We start from the raw sequence: 14334 nt of genomic DNA on the forward strand, positions 1-14334 counted from the left end.
ATTCAAGGATTATTGAAATATGAACGAACGTCAAGCTCTCGCGTCATTTGCCGCCCTGTCGCAGGAGACACGCCTGCAGATCGTGCGGATGCTCGTCGTGGCTGGACCTGCGGGCCTCGCCGCCGGCGTGATCGCCGAGACGCTCGATATGTCGCCTTCGAACGTATCGTTTCATCTCAAGGAACTCGACCGTTCCGGACTGATCTCGCAGCAACGGGAGTCCCGGTCGATCATCTATTTCGCCAATTACGAGGCCCTCGGCAGGCTGGTGCGTTTTCTGATGGAGGACTGCTGCGCCGGTCATCCGGAAATCTGCGCGCCAGCCGCCGAAGTGGCTGCCTGCTGCATCCCCGCACCCAAGGAGAACCTGCAATGACCTCCGATCGCGTCTACAACGTTCTTTTTCTCTGCACCGGAAACTCCGCCCGATCGATCCTGGCGGAAGCCATTCTGCGTGTCGAAGGCAAAGGCCGTTTTCATGCCTATTCGGCCGGCAGCCACCCCAAGGGCGAGGTGCATCCGCTTGCCCTCGATACCCTTCGGGCGCTCGGCTATCCAGCTGAAGGCTTCAGCTCGAAAAGCTGGGATGTCTTTGCCGTGCCCGGAGCGTCGCAGATGGATTTCGTGTTCACGGTCTGCGACAACGCTGCCGGCGAAGCCTGCCCCGTCTGGCCGGGCCAGCCGATGACAGCCCACTGGGGTGTCGAGGATCCGGCCGCCGTCGAAGGCGAGACTTATGTCAAGGCCCAGGCGTTCTCCACTGCGGCGCGCTATTTGAAGAACCGGATCATGGCGTTCGTGAGCCTGCCGATGACTTCGATCGACAGGCTCGCCCTGCAGCGTCAGTTGCACGACATCGGCCGGATGGAGGGATCGACCTTTCGGAAGTCCGAGGTCGCATGACTGCAGCCGCCTTCACACTCTCCAGACGTCTCACGGCTGAAGCCATGGGCACCGCGATGCTCGTCACAACCGTGGTCGGCTCCGGCATCATGGCCGACAGACTGACTGACGACATCGCCATGGCCCTGCTCGGCAACACCCTCCCGACCGGCGCCATTCTGGTCGTCCTGATCACCCTGCTCGGACCGATTTCCGGAGCGCATTTCAACCCCGCGGTGACGCTGATCTTCGCCTTGCGGCGGGCGCTGACAGCCGGCGAATGCGCGGCCTATTTGATTGCGCAGATCCTGGGCGGCATCGGCGGCACATTTCTGGCACATGCCATGTTCGAACTGCCGCTGCTGCAGGCCTCGACCACGATCCGCACGGGGAGTGGACAATGGCTGGCCGAAGCGACGGCGACTTTCGGACTGCTCTTTACCATTCTTGCGGGTATCCGCCTCCGTCTGGAGGCCGTACCCTGGCTGGTTGCGCTCTATATTACCGCAGCCTACTGGTTCACCGCCTCGACCTCGTTCGCCAATCCGGCGGTCGCCATCGCGCGGTCGCTGACCGACACATTCGCCGGCATCCGCCCCCTCGACCTGCCCGGCTTCATCGGCGCCGAATTATTCGGCGCCCTGCTCGGCTTGGCGGTAACCCGCTGGCTGACCATGGAAACTTCAGTCTCGATCCAAACCCCGCGCCCAACCGGAAACCGCCCATGACCGAGGTCACCATCTACCACAATCCTGATTGCGGCACTTCGCGCAACACGCTGGCGATGATCCGCAATGCCGGCATCGAGCCAACCATCATCGAATACCTGCAGAACCCGCCCTCGCGTCAGCAGCTCGTCACCATGATCGCGGCCGCCGGGCTCACGGTGCGTGAGGCCATCCGCGAAAAGGGCACGCCCTATGCGGAACTTGGTCTCGAAAATCCCGCATTGACCGACGAGCAGCTCCTCGACGCGATGCTCCGGGATCCGATCCTGATCAACCGGCCATTCGTGATCACGCCGATGGGCACGCGGCTGGCACGTCCTTCCGAAGTGGTCCTCGACATCCTTCCCTCGACCCACAAGGGACCTTTCGCCAAGGAAGATGGTCAGCAAGTGATCGACGCGGGCGGCAAGCGGCTTGTCTGAACGGGTCCCGGTCGCAGCAGTCGCGGCGCTCGGCGTCACGCAGATCACGGGGTACGGCACCCTCTACTACAGCTTCAGCATCCTGGCTCCCGACATGGCCCGGCATTTCGACTGGCCCGCCGAGTGGGTATTCGGCGCGCTTTCGGTGGCACTGCTGGTCGGCGGGCTCACGGCACCCTGGCTTGGGGCGCTGTTCGACAGGATTGGAGCCGGCCGGGCGATGACGATCGGCTCGGCCGCGGCGGCCGCCGCCCTGGTTGCCTGCGCCTTCGCACCCGGCAAGATCTCCTATGTCCTCGCCCTTATCGCGATTGAAGTCTCCGCAAACCTCGTACAATACGGAGCCGCCTTCGCTCTTCTCGTCCAGCTTCGCCCCGAAGCCGCGCGACGCAGCATCACCTATTTGACCCTGATTGCGGGATTCGCCTCGACGATCTTCTGGCCGATCACCGCGGCCCTGCACGCCCTGCTCTCCTGGCAAAACGTCTATTTGGTGTTTGCCGCACTCAACCTTCTGGTCTGCCTGCCCATCCATGCATGGCTGTCGCATGGTTCGGCCCTGCGCAAAACGTCCGCGGCGACCGCCTTGCCGCGCATCGAAGGTATTTTGCCTCCCGAATTCCGGCGCGGCAGCTTTGCCCTGATGGTCCTGGGGTTTTCGATGATGTCCCTGGTCAGCGCGGCTATACTGGTCCATATGGTGCCGCTGCTTTCCGGGCTCGGTCTTGGCGCGGCTGCGGCCCTGGTCGGAACGGTATTCGGCCCGTCGCAGGTGCTGAGCCGCCTGATCAACATGCTGCTCGGCCGCAACCTGCAGGCTCTTCACCTGGCGCTGATCGCAGCAACGCTCATCCCGGGCGGCGTGCTGATCCTGCTCCTCTCGGCCCCTTCTCTTTCCGGCGCGATTGCGTTTTCTGTCATCTTCGGCATGGGCAACGGACTGCTGAGCATCGTGACGGGCACATTGCCGCTGGCGCTGTTCGGCAGCGACGGATACGGCAAATTGCAAGGCAAGATGATGGCGGCCCGACTTATTCTGTCGGCGCTCGCCCCTTTCATCTTCGCATTCGCCATGGCGCGGATCGGCATCGCGCTTTCGCTTGGAGTTTTCATCGGTCTCGGTGCCTTCGCCATGGTTGCCTTTGCCGGAATTGGTTGGCGGCTGAAACGCCAGCTAATCTCTTCTGAAGAAAGAGGAACGTCATCGACTGGTAAATAACGGGAGGCTGACGATAATTCTTGCACCGCCCGTCGGCGCGTCGGCAATCTCCAGGATGCCGCCATGGGCTTCGACAAGGTTGCGGGCGACGGCAAGGCCTAGCCCCGCCCCGCCGGTCTTGCGGGCCCGCGAGGCTTCCAGCCGCACGAAAGGCTCCATCAGGATCTCGCGCCGGTCGGCAGGAATGCCCGGCCCCTCGTCATCGATGGTCAACCGCAGCCACTCATCCCCGGCCGTCAGCGCCAAATGGGCGGCACGACCGTATTTCAGCGCGTTGTCGATGAGGTTGGCAAAAACGCGTCTCAGCGCCAACCTGTCGCCGATCACCAGCGCCGTCTCGGGTGGCAGGGGCCTGAAGTCGATACGCGCGCCTGCGATACGCCGGTCCGCCGCCTCTGCCTCCAGGAGCGGCACGAGATCGAGCAGTTCCTCGTCGAGCGCTCCGACGCCTGCGCGGCCGGCAAGCAGCGCGTTGTCGAGCAGTTCGATCATGTCGCCGATATCGGAGGCCGCCTTTTGCCGCTCCCTTTCGTCTGGAATATGTTCGAGCCGCAGCCGCAACCGCGTCGCGAAGGTGCGCACGTCGTGCTGGATGCCGCCGATCAGCGCCAGCCGCGCCCGGACGATCGCATGCAAACGCGTCTGCAGCCGTTCGAAGGCATTGACCAGTGCCCGCGTTTCGGCCGCCGCACCTTTCAGCTTCGGCAGCGGGACAGGCGCTGCAGTCGGGTCGATCCGGTCGACAGCCGCGGCGAGCCTCATCAACGGGCGGATCTCCCGGTGAAGCGCGATCAGCGCCACGACGCCGAAGAGCGTGCCGATCAGCCCGGCGCCGAGCCCGGCGGGCAGGCCGAACCAGGAGACGATGAAGGGCGTGCGGGTTTCCATGACGAGGGTTTCATCCGGTGAAAGCCGGACGAGGAACTGCACCGGGTTGACGACGCCCTGGAAAAGCCGCGGCCGCCTGAACCTGCGCTCGGGCGCCAGAAGCCGGATCGAGAGCAGATCGTCGCCCAGAACGTCGCGATAAATGCGGTATTCCGGATCGTCCCACAGGTCTGTGGTGTCGGACGGCGGAAGGTCTCTTCCGGAGACGCGCACGTCGAGGATGGGCGACGTGGCGGCATCGACCAGCAGCGGCCATTTCTCCCGCGGGCTCTCTTTCAGGAGCAAGGCGATCGCCACGATCTGGCGGGGCGGCGGGCTGGAGGCCGTACGTCCGAGCCCGTTGGCCAGGTAGTAGAGAGCGAGCAGCATGATCCAGAGAGCCAGGAGGCCCGCGCCGCCGATGGCGATCAGTCTCCGGGAAAGGCTGAGGCCGAACATCAGCTGACCGGACGCACCGGCGCCGTCAGCAGATAACCGCCATTGCGGACGGTGCTGATCAGGTTGCTGCCGGGGCTTGCCGCCTCCAGTTTCCTGCGAAGCCGCGAGACGAGAAGATCGACGGTGCGATCGAAAGGATCGGCCGTCCGGCCGTGCGTCCAATCAAGGATCTGATCGCGGGAGAGAACCCGCCGCGGCCTCAGGACGAAGCAGGAGAGAAGCTCGAACTCGCCGCTCGTCAGCGCCACCGTTCCGCCGAGTTCCGTTTCGAGCAGGCGGGCATCGAGATCGGCGACGAAGCGATCGAAGGCGTAACGCCGGCTCTGCGGCTGGAAGGCCTGCGAAGAAGCCCGTCTCAGCAGCGCCCTCACCCGTGCCAGAAGCTCGCGCGGGCCGAACGGCTTGACGAGATAGTCGTCGGCGCCGAGTTCCAGGCCGACGACACGGTCGGTCTCGTCGCTCTTCGCCGTCAGCATCAGGATCGGCAGCGGCCGTGCGGCGCGGATGCGCCGGCAGACGGAAAGCCCGTCCTCGCCCGGCATCATCAGGTCCAATACAATCAGGTCCGGTTCGCGGCGGCGCAGGACGTCATCCATGGCCCGCGCATCCTCGGCCGTATCGACTTCATATCCCTCGCGCGACAGAAGGTCGCCGACGAGCTGCCTGATTTCGGCATCGTCATCGACAATCAGGATCGTCTGCGGGGAATGGTCCATACGGCGACCATGAAGAAGCGGCCTCGCGAAATCAAGCATCGCCCGGCCGCAGATACAAAACGCTACAAATAGCCACAAAAGCCTACACACCGATACGCCGGAGACAAAGCCGGCATACATCTCTGCGCCATTCTCACCTTCGCATCGACGGCCGGCCTCCCTGAAGCCGCCGATGCTTCGGTCCACCAAAACGAGGATAAGATGATGACCAGACTCCTTTCCGCCGGCCTGCTTGCCGGCACGTTCGCGCTTCTTTCGGTCGGTCAGGCCAATGCCTGGACCCGAGACGGTTCGGTCAGCGGCCCGCGCGGCACGGCCTCCGTCCATGCCAGCGGCGGATGCTCCGGCGGCTCCTGCTCGCGCAGCGTCACCCGCACCGGTCCTTATGGCTACAGCATGTCTCGCAGCGGGTCGGTTGCCTGCGACGGCGGCTATTGCACAGGTTCACGGACAACGACCGGCCCGCGCGGCAACACGGTTACCCGCTCAGGCAGTTTCCATCGCTACTGACCTGGGCGCGGCGCCCGGCGGCTTTCCGCCCCCCAGCACGAGGGCTTCGATGCCCCAGGCCGCCGGGCATTCCCTTCATTCGCGAGGTTCCCATGTTGCAAGGCAATGCCGAACCGGGCTTCCGGGCCGCCATCCTCCTGATCGCCGCCGCCTTCATGCTGCTCGAATATCTGATCGGCAGGCTTGCGCGGCACGACATCCACGACCTGAAGGAAACGGCCGCGACGTTCGGCGTCGCCTTCATCCATAATCTTCTCCGTCCGATCGAAGCGGCATTGGTTGCCGCACCGTTCATGTTCGCCTACCGGCATCGGCTGTTCGACATCAACATCACGAGTCCCGCCGGCGCCATCGCCCTCTTCGTTGCCGTGGATTTCGTCTATTACTGGCACCATCGCGCCTCGCACCGGGTCCGCTGGCTTTGGGCGACCCACGCCGTTCACCATTCGCCGACCAGGCTCAACCTGACGGCGGCCGTGCGGCTCGGCTGGACAGGCAGCATTTCCGGCCATTTCCTGTTCTACCTGCCGCTGGCCTTCCTGGGTTTTCATCCGTTCGGCATCGTCACGATGATGGGCGTCAACCTCATCTATCAGTTCTTCATCCATACCGAACTGTCGCCCCGTCTCGGACCGCTCGAACGGGTCCTGAACACGCCGGCGCACCACCGGGTTCACCATGCCTCCAATGACGGCTGCCTCGACAGGAACTATGGCGGCATCCTGATCGTCTTCGACCACCTGTTCGGCACCTTTGCCGAAGCACCAACGGGCGAACCCCTGCGCTACGGCCTTCGCGGCCGCAAACCATCGCTCAATCCCGGCCGCGTCGCGCTCGGCGAATGGGCATCTCTGTGGCGCGATTTCCGCAGGGCCTTGACCTGGGGCGAGAGGTTTAATGCCCTTTTCGGCCCGATCGGTCCCGCAGTCTGCAAATCTCCGCCCTTCCCACGACCGGCACCGATCGCCGTCAATGACGGCGGGCTGCCAGCCGCTCCCATTACCCAAAAGGAAGAACCAACGCCATGATGACAAGATTTCTCCTTGCACCGGCCCTGCTCGCCCTCCTCCTCGCCTCGGTCGCCGTCCCGGCATCCGCCCAAATGCAGGCATCGCCGGAGATGCGGCAAAAAGCCTTCGCAGTCGCCCGCGCCTGCCGCAGCGACCTCAAGACCTATTGCGACGGCGTCGAGCGTGGCGACGGGCGCATCGCCGCCTGCCTGAGGCAGAATGCCGAAAGGCTCTCCTCACCCTGCCGCACCGCGCTTGCCGATGCGATGCAGCAACGCTGACCTTTCTCAGGAAAGAACATCCGATGATCAAAAAGCTCCTCCTTGCCTTCGCGATCCTGGCCGGCATGACGTCGGCGGCCGCGGCTGCGACGGCCGCGATCGCCACCGGCAACGTCAACTTGCGCGCCGGCCCTTCGACCGCCTATCCGGTGGTGACCGTCGTGCCGGCCGGCGCCCGCATCACCGCCTACGGCTGTATCGACGGTTACAGCTGGTGCGACATCTCACTCGGGGCCTATCGCGGCTGGGTCTCGGCAAGCTACATCCAGGTCACCTATCACGGAGCGCCCGTCGTGCTGACGCCGGCTGTCGCGCCGCGCATCGGGCTCGTGGTGATCGCCTATGATCGCGCCTATTGGGATCGCTATTACGTGCGCTATCCGTGGTATCATGCCTGGCGCTATCATCCGCCGGCGATTGCGCCAAGGTTAGGTTCCTTCGACCGCACCGTGCGATGCGCCGATGGCGCCTGTACGGCAACACGCTCCACCTCCGGTATCCGCGGCGGCTTGGCCACCCATACCCGTACCTGCTCCGGCGGCGAATGCACGGCGGAACGTCAATGGACCGGCCCACGGGGAAATAGCGGTTCGCGGGTACGGAACTGCAGCCGGGCCGATCAATCCTGTTCCGTCGTCCGCACAGGCCCTCGCGGCAATACCCATACCCGCCTCCTCCAGCGCTGAAAAACAACTTCTACCGGAAGTTCGCTGATGCGAAGGCAGATCGCCTTTGCGTCAGTTCGCCTGTCCGACGCCGGCATAACGCTGCGCACCGTCGCCTGATGGCATGATGACGCTTTGCTCGGTCATGCTCCCGGAAAACTGAGTGCTGCCGATATACGAGCTGGACAGAGCGGCATTGGTCATCCCGCCGCGTGGCGTCTGCTGTCCGCTGGTGTTCGTGCCGCGCAGCCCTTTGAGGCGGAACCGATACGCCTTGCGTGCCGAGAGCAGATTGAACCGCCAGCCCGCACCCGAGCCGCCCGCAGTCAGCTCCAGCTCCTCGCCGACGAGGGCAATCGAGGAGCCGGAGCCGAAGGCGGTATATCCCATGATGGACGCGAAAGCAGGATCTGTCGGCATCTCATTCGGGGCGCCTGGCACATCATAGGGGCCGAAGGTACCCACGCCGGAGGCAAGCGCGCCGGAAATCCCCTCGACTGCCAGAAACGAAGCCTCCGTGGGAAAAGGCTTGCCGCTGTACCAGCCGCGATCATTGACGGCGTCAACGACAAAGGGGACCGGCTGCCCGGTGGCGTCAAGCAGCACCCATGCCGGGACACCGCCGCCTTGGCGCAGGAGCGGATTCGTCAGAGCAAGGGAAAGAGCGATCTCCATCGCTCACTCCTTCTTCGCCGGCACGACGATGTCCGGCATGCCGACCGGGGTCTGGATGACGACCGGCGCTGACGTCGCAACCTGCTTGTCGATCGCCTTTGCGGCATCCATTGCCTTGCTCGAAGGTCGCTTGAAAAGCGCATAGGCCACCGTGAGCAAGCCGACGAGCGCGGAGACGATGATTGTCGAGGTTTTGGCTGAGGATCGCGCTCTGCTCGCTGGATATCCAGCCGCGGGTCGCAATGGCGGCCATCGCGGAGACGATCAGATATCGGCGCCCACCGTTGCCCGAGCCGTAGCAGCGTCCGCATCGTCGATCAGGGATCGACCGAATGCCGAGATCGAAGCGAGCGCAACCGTGTCCACACCCGTCGTGTAGATCAGCTGGTTGGCCGACGTCGTCAGACCGACGATGGCCTGCAGAAGAGCATCGTAGGCTTGCACGTTCGAGCCGATCGCGAGGCCAAGGTTCGCCCTCGCGTCGGTCTCGTTCGTTGCGTTTGTGCCGCCAGACGAAATCGGACGCGCGGTGTTCAGATCCTGCGCAACGTCGCCGGCGAAGGCGTTGAACATTGCGCTGAGGATCGGAGTGTTTGGCGATCCGCCAGTGCCGGGCGGCAGGGTATAGATGCCAGTGCCGGGGTTACGAGGTATCACATTTCCTTTCCAAAATGTTCGCCGGGAGCGAATTCCCGTTGGCAGAAATTCGCCGAATGCTACTATCGGTGCATGAAAAAGATCGCTTACAGCAAATCGTCCTTGAAAGTTCCCCGGCGCATCCCCGCAAACGAGGCCAAGCGGATCACCTCCAAGATCGAACAATATGCAAGCGATCCGAAGTCTCTGGCCAACAACGTTAAAGCGCTGGTTGGCTCCCCTTATATCTGCCTCCGGGTGGCCGACTGGCGGGTCATCATGGACGATCAGGCGAACGTCATCGACGTGATCAAGATCGGGCCACGCAGCGATATTTACGAATAGGAGTAAAGTTCATGCAGACTATCACCACTCCCAACGGCGAGACGCTGGTTGTTCTTCCATTGCGCGAATACGAAAACCTTCTCGACAAGGCCGACATTGCGGCCGCCGACAAGGTCAAAGCCGATATCGCAGCCGGCCGGGATGAACTCGTCCCTTCCGAAGTCGTCGATCAACTCCTTGCCGGCGAAAACCCCGTCAAGGTATGGCGCAACCATCGCGGGCTGACTGCACGTGATCTTGCGGCAAAGGCGGAAATCAGTGCGCCCTACCTATCGGAGATCGAAAGCGGCAAGAAGGAAGGCAGCCTTTCCGTCATGAAGAAGATCGCCCAGGTTCTCGATCTGGACTTGGACGACCTCGCCTGACCGGGGATTGTGAGCCGTCTTAACTGCCATAGCTACTGATCTGGACAATCACGGCGACTGACGGCATTGTCGGCGATGATCCGCGTCGTTCAAATCGTCTGCATCGTCATCACCGCTGGCACCCTGTGGGCGCTGCGGGAGACTTTGCTTGGGATATTCAACTGGGGCGGACCTGGGTTCGTCGATGGATTTCTGTTCGGTGTCGCCTTCTGCTTTGTGATCTACGGGCTGATCCTATGGATTGATCCAGCCTCTCGCCCCGCGGTTCCGCCCCCCCCAGCAGCGCCGCCCGGGCGACAGCTTCGACGGCCGGTGAATAGCGCTTTCCCCTGTCGAGCTTCGCCAGCGCATCTATGACCTCCTGCCGATTGCTGGTGATCAGCTTTGCCAATTCCTCGCTCGTCGCTTCGCGGTTCGCCTGGGCAACCGCGTTGATGGCCTTGTTGCCGGCATTCACTGCGCCGGCCCTTGCCAATCCGGGAAGACCGCCAGACGCATAGGCGAACAACTCTATCGCGTAACTTCGGCATGGGACGGAAAGAAAAGCCTGAAGCTATCCTACGAGAACCCGCGCTATCACGGTCATACCGTCTCGATTGAGCAGTTCGAGGCCAGTGTCCTCGCCATGGTCGTGGCCGATATCAAGGTTCGCGACGAGCGCTTCTTGCGGCATGGGGCGGAGGAACGTTGATGACCGCCCTTTCCACAAAAAACCGCAAGCAGCTCGACCAGTTCATGTTTCGGATCATGGAGCCACTTTCCGAAGAGGCACTTACCGATACGCACTACAATCACCTCGTTCGCAACGCTCGCCGAGAAGTATGGGAAAAGGCCCGGCTCACCCCCAATTACTTGCAGGCCAAGCGCGACCTTGCTGTTGCTGAATGGATTTAGAGCACGCGCGTGCTCGAATGTTCTGATGCCGAGGACGAGGCCGGCAAGCGCAAGCTGGACGAAGCGACAGGTGAGCTACTAGCCGCTATCGCGTTCCAGATAACGACCCCAGCGCCGGACCTAGCTGCAATCAACTGAAAAAAACATAAGCTCAAAAGCATGTACGCCCGCAACGGTTCGCTTAATCCCGAGCAGATCAAGAGGCGCATTGAGGAAGATGAAGCTTTCCTTGCGGCTCATCCGCTCACCAAGCAGCCCCGCCGCGGCCGTCCGAGACGCGGTGATGAACCAGGACCGACCGAGGACGAATCATCATGATCCTGCTCGACATCATCAGACTATGGGTAGCGCTCCGACTTGGGCAAATGACGGTCTCCGTTACCCCCAGCGTTACCCGTAGAAGGAAAGGAAAAAGACTGATCAAGCTAAGCGATTGATTTTATTGGTGCCCCCGGCAGGGTTCGAACCCGCGACCCCCTGATTACAAATCAGGTGCTCTACCAACTGAGCTACAAGGGCACTCTCAACCGGGGAGTTAGCAGATTTTCCCTTCCTGTAAAGAGAAAAACAGCGTGATTGCCAAGCCCGGACGATCGGCCTGAGGCGCAAAAGCTCTGCATCCTGCCAGGGCGCTTGTGCAAGGGCCTGTTTTTCCTATACCTAAGGCCGTCTTACGGCATGGCTCCGTCACAGGATCGTGCTAGCTCTGGTTCCAGCGTTTCTTGCGCCCCCGGGATGGGCGGCGACATCTTCGAAGGCCTGCCATGTCGTCCCAGCCGAAAAAGCTCTCCTTCATCGCCTCCACCGCACCGGAGGCACAATCCGGCCTGGAGGAACTGGTGCGGCTCTATGGCAATATTTCCCCCGCCGAAGCGGACGTGATCGTGGCGCTCGGCGGCGACGGCTTCATGCTCCAGGCACTGCACGATACGATGAATACCGACAAGCGCGTCTACGGAATGAACTGCGGCTCGGTCGGCTTCCTGATGAACGACTATCGCGCCAACGGCCTGCACGAGCGGGTGGCCGAGGCCGTGGAAAACGAGTTCCATCCACTCAAGATGACGACCCGGAACGAGGACGGCTCCACATCCGCGGCGCTCGCCATCAACGAAGTCTATCTCTTTCGCCAGTCCTATCAGGCGGCGAAGCTGAAGGTCGAGATCGACGGCCATGTGCGGCTCGAGGAGCTCATCTGCGACGGGTTGATGATCGCCACGCCCGCCGGCTCGACCGCCTACAATCTCTCGGCGCACGGGCCCATCCTGCCGCTCGAGGCGCCGCTTCTCGCCATGACGCCCGTCTCCGCCTTCCGGCCGCGGCGGTGGCGCGGCGCGCTTCTGCCGAACCGCGTCTGCGTGGATATCGAGATCCTGGAGCCGGAAAAACGGCCAGTCAACGCGGTTGCCGACAATGCCGAGGTGAAATCCGTGCTGCATGTGCGGGTGGCGCAGTCGACCGACCTGACGGCTCGCATTCTTTCCGATCCCGATCATTCCTGGTCCGACCGCATCCTCGCCGAACAGTTCAACAACTGACTCTGCGTCAATTCACCCGACGATAGGCGAGCGGCTGGACGTCACAGCTTGCGGGCGAAGGCGCGCAGGAAGGTTTTCGTGGCATCGGCGGCCATGCGGTCGATTTCCGATTCGGGCGTCTGGCGGCCGATCTGCTGATCGTAGCGAAGGTCGGTCGCCAGAAGCGCCATATATTGGCGGGCAGCCAGCGCCGGATCGTCGAGGTCCAGATAACCGGCATGGGCAAGCTGCGCGAGGCGGGCTGCGACCGCCGGATATTTTTTGCCGGGACCGTATTCCTTCCAGGTCTCGAAAAGTTCCGGGAAACGCGCGCCCTCCGTCTCCACCAGCTTGCGCAGCCAGCGGCCGTTCGGGTCGCAGATCGCCTTACGGAGCAGCTGCGCGGAAAAGGCCGCCAACTCCCTTTCAAGATCCTGGGGCCTGTCGGGAAATGTATCGAGGACGCGGAAGAAGCCGGCACTGGACCGATCGGTGATCTCGGAAACGACGACCTTGAAAAGATTATCCTTGTCGCCCAGCTGGTTGTAGATCGTCTGGCGCGACACCCCGGCCCTTGCCGCGATCGCATCGATGCTCGCGCCTGCAAAACCTTCCTGAGCGAAGACATCCGCCGCGGCATTGAGGATCGCCTGGCGTTTGTTCTGCGCCGGCGGCCAAGTATCGTATTCGTGCGTAAGTTCGGCAGACGAATTTTTCATGACATCATCATACAGGCACTTGACGGATTGGACAATTGTGTCCAAAATATTTTACATGATTGCTTGAGGCCATTCTCCCATGCGCGGCCGGCTTTCATACTCATCTCCCATAATCGTCGTCCGCCCTGCCGTATCACGGCAGATGTGGTGACGGGAAAGGTTTTTTCCAAATGCAAAGCAGAGCTCCTTCGCATGCCCTTTCGCTCGGGCTGCTCTCCGCTATCGGGCTTTTCGCCCTCGACATGTATCTTCCGGCTCTCCCCACTATCAGCGCCGATCTCGGGGCTGACAGCCATGCCGTGCAGGCGAGCCTCATCTCCTTCTTCGCCGCGATGGCGGTATCGCAGATCGCGTACGGACCCCTCTCCGACATGTTCGGCCGCAAGCGGCCGCTTTATGTCGGGCTCGGCCTTTATGCGCTCGGCGCGATCGGCTGCGCGCTGTCGCCGTCGATCGAATGGTTGATCGTCTTCCGCTTCCTGCAGGGCATGGGCGCCTGCGCCGGCGTCGTCATCTCCCGCGCCATCGTCCGCGACCTTCACACAGGCCCGGCAGCCGCACAGCTGATGTCGCGGCTGATGCTGGTCTTCAGCGTCTCGCCGATCCTCGCGCCGCTTGCCGGCAGCATCGTCACCGTGTTCGGCGACTGGCGGCTGATCTTCTGGGTCATGGTCGGCGCCGGCGCTGGCGGCGCGATCGTCGCCACCTTCTTCCTGGAGGAGACCCGCCTGCCCGCCGCCCGCAGCGAAAGCAGTATCGGCAGCGCGCTCAAGGCCTACGGCACGCTGCTCAGCGATCCCTATTATCTGGGGCTGGTGCTGATCGCCTCGTTCGGCATGTCGAGCTACATGATCTACGTGGCGAACTCGTCCTTCGTGCTTATCGGGCACTATGGCCTGTCACCGTCCTTTTACAGCGTCGTCTTTTCGGGCAATGCGGTCGCCTTCATCGGCATGTCGCAGCTGAACGGCTGGCTTTCCCGCAAGATCGGCCTCAGGAAGGTGATCCGCGGCGCGGTTCTCGGTTATGCGGCGATGATGGTCATGCTGGCCCTGGTCACGTCGCTCGGCATCGACCGGCTGGAAGTGATGGCGGCATTTCTCTTCGGCGGCTACGGCTTCCTCGGCATGATCATCCCGACGGCCGCGGTTCTGGCGCTCGAACATCACGGCCGCATTGCCGGCACGGCATCGGCGATGATGGGCACGATCCAGTTCGTGACTTCGGCGATCGTGGTCGGCGTCGGCGGCCTGTTTGCGGACGGCACCTCGCTGCCGATGGTGACCGTCATCGCCGTCTGCTCGGTCGTCGTTTTCCTGCTGTCGCTCGTTGTGCTGCGCAGCCAGCAGAGCGCGATGGCCGCCGCAGAATAACCGCGGCGAAACTCGGACGAAGAAAAAGGCCGGGTCTTGCGATCCGGCCTT

At 62.7% G+C, this 14334-nt stretch carries 19 protein-coding genes and 1 tRNA gene; 14 read left to right on the forward strand and 6 right to left on the reverse strand.

All coding sequences use genetic code 11. The annotated features are described in order from the left end of the window. Window positions 1–19: 19 nt before the first annotated feature. Genes DMO26_RS19735 through arsK form a run of 5 tightly spaced genes read left to right on the forward strand, consistent with a single transcriptional unit; the run spans window position 20 to window position 3251 of the window. On the forward strand, window positions 20–376 hold the full coding sequence (locus DMO26_RS19735) for an ArsR/SmtB family transcription factor (RefSeq protein ID WP_117193883.1): 357 nt from the start codon (window positions 20–22) through the stop codon (window positions 374–376). Further along, window positions 373–903: an arsenate reductase ArsC gene (locus tag DMO26_RS19740; protein ID WP_117193884.1), complete on the forward strand. Its 531-nt coding sequence runs from the start codon at window positions 373–375 to the stop codon at window positions 901–903. Before DMO26_RS19735 ends, DMO26_RS19740 begins: the two co-directional genes overlap by 4 nt. Continuing rightward, window positions 900–1610: an aquaporin gene (locus DMO26_RS19745; RefSeq protein WP_117193885.1), complete on the forward strand. Its 711-nt coding sequence runs from the start codon at window positions 900–902 to the stop codon at window positions 1608–1610. Before DMO26_RS19740 ends, DMO26_RS19745 begins: the two co-directional genes overlap by 4 nt. Further along, entirely contained in the window at window positions 1607–2032 is a 426-nt protein-coding gene (gene arsC / locus DMO26_RS19750) for an arsenate reductase (glutaredoxin) (RefSeq protein WP_117193886.1), read from the forward strand. Before DMO26_RS19745 ends, arsC begins: the two co-directional genes overlap by 4 nt. Then, window positions 2025–3251 carry an arsenite efflux MFS transporter ArsK gene (gene arsK / locus DMO26_RS19755; RefSeq protein WP_117193887.1) on the forward strand — a complete coding sequence of 409 codons (1227 nt, stop codon included), beginning with the start codon at window positions 2025–2027 and terminating at the stop codon, window positions 3249–3251. The genes arsC and arsK overlap by 8 nt, the downstream gene beginning before the upstream one ends. Here arsK and DMO26_RS19760 read toward each other — a convergent pair. Next, a complete protein-coding gene (locus tag DMO26_RS19760; protein ID WP_117193888.1) occupies window positions 3234–4577 on the reverse strand; it encodes a sensor histidine kinase in 1344 nt (447 codons plus the stop codon). The two genes, arsK and DMO26_RS19760, sit on opposite strands and share 18 nt — an antisense overlap. Then, the gene (locus DMO26_RS19765) at window positions 4577–5293 is read right to left on the reverse strand and encodes a response regulator (RefSeq protein WP_117193889.1); all 717 of its coding nucleotides are present in this window, start codon (window positions 5291–5293) and stop codon (window positions 4577–4579) included. Before DMO26_RS19765 ends, DMO26_RS19760 begins: the two co-directional genes overlap by 1 nt. 201 nt (window positions 5294–5494) lie before the next feature. On the opposite strand from DMO26_RS19765, the gene DMO26_RS19770 reads away from it, so the two are divergent. From DMO26_RS19770 to DMO26_RS19785, 4 genes are all read left to right on the forward strand, one after another. Further along, window positions 5495–5803 carry a hypothetical protein gene (locus DMO26_RS19770; protein WP_226951357.1) on the forward strand — a complete coding sequence of 103 codons (309 nt, stop codon included), beginning with the start codon at window positions 5495–5497 and terminating at the stop codon, window positions 5801–5803. A 92-nt stretch (window positions 5804–5895) separates the two neighbouring features. Further along, the gene (locus DMO26_RS19775) at window positions 5896–6831 is read left to right on the forward strand and encodes a sterol desaturase family protein (RefSeq protein ID WP_117193890.1); all 936 of its coding nucleotides are present in this window, start codon (window positions 5896–5898) and stop codon (window positions 6829–6831) included. Then, window positions 6828–7094 (forward strand): cysteine rich repeat-containing protein, encoded by a 267-nt coding sequence (locus DMO26_RS19780; protein WP_117193891.1) that lies wholly within the window; start codon window positions 6828–6830, stop codon window positions 7092–7094. Before DMO26_RS19775 ends, DMO26_RS19780 begins: the two co-directional genes overlap by 4 nt. Before the next feature lie 23 nt (window positions 7095–7117). Continuing rightward, window positions 7118–7780: an SH3 domain-containing protein gene (locus DMO26_RS19785; RefSeq protein WP_117193892.1), complete on the forward strand. Its 663-nt coding sequence runs from the start codon at window positions 7118–7120 to the stop codon at window positions 7778–7780. Between the two features lie 51 nt (window positions 7781–7831). On the opposite strand, the gene DMO26_RS19790 is transcribed toward DMO26_RS19785, so the two are convergent. Together DMO26_RS19790 and DMO26_RS19795 are read right to left on the reverse strand one after the other, a co-directional pair. Continuing rightward, entirely contained in the window at window positions 7832–8434 is a 603-nt protein-coding gene (locus DMO26_RS19790) for a hypothetical protein (protein WP_117193893.1), read from the reverse strand. Between the two features lie 264 nt (window positions 8435–8698). Then, window positions 8699–9091 (reverse strand): hypothetical protein, encoded by a 393-nt coding sequence (locus DMO26_RS19795; protein WP_162894985.1) that lies wholly within the window; start codon window positions 9089–9091, stop codon window positions 8699–8701. Window positions 9092–9163: 72 nt separating this feature from the next. Here DMO26_RS19795 and DMO26_RS19800 point away from each other — a divergent pair, with 72 nt between their 5' ends. From DMO26_RS19800 to DMO26_RS19810, 3 genes are all read left to right on the forward strand, one after another. After that, on the forward strand, window positions 9164–9415 hold the full coding sequence (locus DMO26_RS19800; RefSeq protein ID WP_117193895.1) for a type II toxin-antitoxin system RelE family toxin: 252 nt from the start codon (window positions 9164–9166) through the stop codon (window positions 9413–9415). Between the two features lie 11 nt (window positions 9416–9426). Beyond that, a complete protein-coding gene (locus DMO26_RS19805; RefSeq protein WP_117193896.1) occupies window positions 9427–9780 on the forward strand; it encodes a helix-turn-helix domain-containing protein in 354 nt (117 codons plus the stop codon). Window positions 9781–10470: 690 nt separating this feature from the next. Beyond that, a complete protein-coding gene (locus DMO26_RS19810) occupies window positions 10471–10674 on the forward strand; it encodes a hypothetical protein (protein ID WP_117193897.1) in 204 nt (67 codons plus the stop codon). Between the two features lie 443 nt (window positions 10675–11117). On the opposite strand, the gene DMO26_RS19815 is transcribed toward DMO26_RS19810, so the two are convergent. After that, window positions 11118–11193, reverse strand: a tRNA-Thr gene (locus tag DMO26_RS19815). Window positions 11194–11438: 245 nt separating this feature from the next. Here DMO26_RS19815 and DMO26_RS19820 point away from each other — a divergent pair. After that, a complete protein-coding gene (locus DMO26_RS19820; protein ID WP_117193898.1) occupies window positions 11439–12212 on the forward strand; it encodes an NAD kinase in 774 nt (257 codons plus the stop codon). Window positions 12213–12253: 41 nt separating this feature from the next. Here the strand turns inward: DMO26_RS19820 and DMO26_RS19825 are convergent, their stop codons facing one another. Further along, a complete protein-coding gene (locus DMO26_RS19825) occupies window positions 12254–12910 on the reverse strand; it encodes a TetR/AcrR family transcriptional regulator (RefSeq protein WP_117193899.1) in 657 nt (218 codons plus the stop codon). A gap of 170 nt (window positions 12911–13080) precedes the next feature. Between DMO26_RS19825 and DMO26_RS19830 the strand changes: the two genes are divergently transcribed. After that, window positions 13081–14283, forward strand: coding sequence for a multidrug effflux MFS transporter (locus DMO26_RS19830; protein WP_117193900.1), 1203 nt, complete (start codon window positions 13081–13083; stop codon window positions 14281–14283). The last annotated feature ends 51 nt before the right edge of the window (window positions 14284–14334 follow it).

It is taken from the genome of Rhizobium terrae (assembly GCF_003425685.1).
Classification (GTDB): Bacteria; Pseudomonadota; Alphaproteobacteria; order Rhizobiales; family Rhizobiaceae; genus Neorhizobium; species Neorhizobium terrae.

What these genes read in the sequence shown, in the direction of transcription:
- DMO26_RS19765 (WP_117193889.1), bottom strand. Translation starts at nt 5,293, where the DNA reads ATGGACCATTCCCCGCAGACGATCCTGATTGTCGATGACGATGCCGAA.
- DMO26_RS19735 (WP_117193883.1), top strand. Translation starts at nt 20, where the DNA reads ATGAACGAACGTCAAGCTCTCGCGTCATTTGCCGCCCTGTCGCAGGAG.
- DMO26_RS19740 (WP_117193884.1), top strand. Translation starts at nt 373, where the DNA reads ATGACCTCCGATCGCGTCTACAACGTTCTTTTTCTCTGCACCGGAAAC.
- DMO26_RS19775 (WP_117193890.1), top strand. Translation starts at nt 5,896, where the DNA reads ATGTTGCAAGGCAATGCCGAACCGGGCTTCCGGGCCGCCATCCTCCTG.
- DMO26_RS19825 (WP_117193899.1), bottom strand. Translation starts at nt 12,910, where the DNA reads ATGAAAAATTCGTCTGCCGAACTTACGCACGAATACGATACTTGGCCG.
- DMO26_RS19780 (WP_117193891.1), top strand. Translation starts at nt 6,828, where the DNA reads ATGATGACAAGATTTCTCCTTGCACCGGCCCTGCTCGCCCTCCTCCTC.
- DMO26_RS19805 (WP_117193896.1), top strand. Translation starts at nt 9,427, where the DNA reads ATGCAGACTATCACCACTCCCAACGGCGAGACGCTGGTTGTTCTTCCA.
- DMO26_RS19820 (WP_117193898.1), top strand. Translation starts at nt 11,439, where the DNA reads ATGTCGTCCCAGCCGAAAAAGCTCTCCTTCATCGCCTCCACCGCACCG.
- DMO26_RS19760 (WP_117193888.1), bottom strand. Translation starts at nt 4,577, where the DNA reads ATGTTCGGCCTCAGCCTTTCCCGGAGACTGATCGCCATCGGCGGCGCG.
- DMO26_RS19790 (WP_117193893.1), bottom strand. Translation starts at nt 8,434, where the DNA reads ATGGAGATCGCTCTTTCCCTTGCTCTGACGAATCCGCTCCTGCGCCAA.
- DMO26_RS19785 (WP_117193892.1), top strand. Translation starts at nt 7,118, where the DNA reads ATGATCAAAAAGCTCCTCCTTGCCTTCGCGATCCTGGCCGGCATGACG.
- DMO26_RS19770 (WP_226951357.1), top strand. Translation starts at nt 5,495, where the DNA reads ATGATGACCAGACTCCTTTCCGCCGGCCTGCTTGCCGGCACGTTCGCG.
- DMO26_RS19800 (WP_117193895.1), top strand. Translation starts at nt 9,164, where the DNA reads ATGAAAAAGATCGCTTACAGCAAATCGTCCTTGAAAGTTCCCCGGCGC.
- DMO26_RS19810 (WP_117193897.1), top strand. Translation starts at nt 10,471, where the DNA reads ATGACCGCCCTTTCCACAAAAAACCGCAAGCAGCTCGACCAGTTCATG.
- DMO26_RS19830 (WP_117193900.1), top strand. Translation starts at nt 13,081, where the DNA reads ATGCAAAGCAGAGCTCCTTCGCATGCCCTTTCGCTCGGGCTGCTCTCC.
- DMO26_RS19745 (WP_117193885.1), top strand. Translation starts at nt 900, where the DNA reads ATGACTGCAGCCGCCTTCACACTCTCCAGACGTCTCACGGCTGAAGCC.
- arsC (WP_117193886.1), top strand. Translation starts at nt 1,607, where the DNA reads ATGACCGAGGTCACCATCTACCACAATCCTGATTGCGGCACTTCGCGC.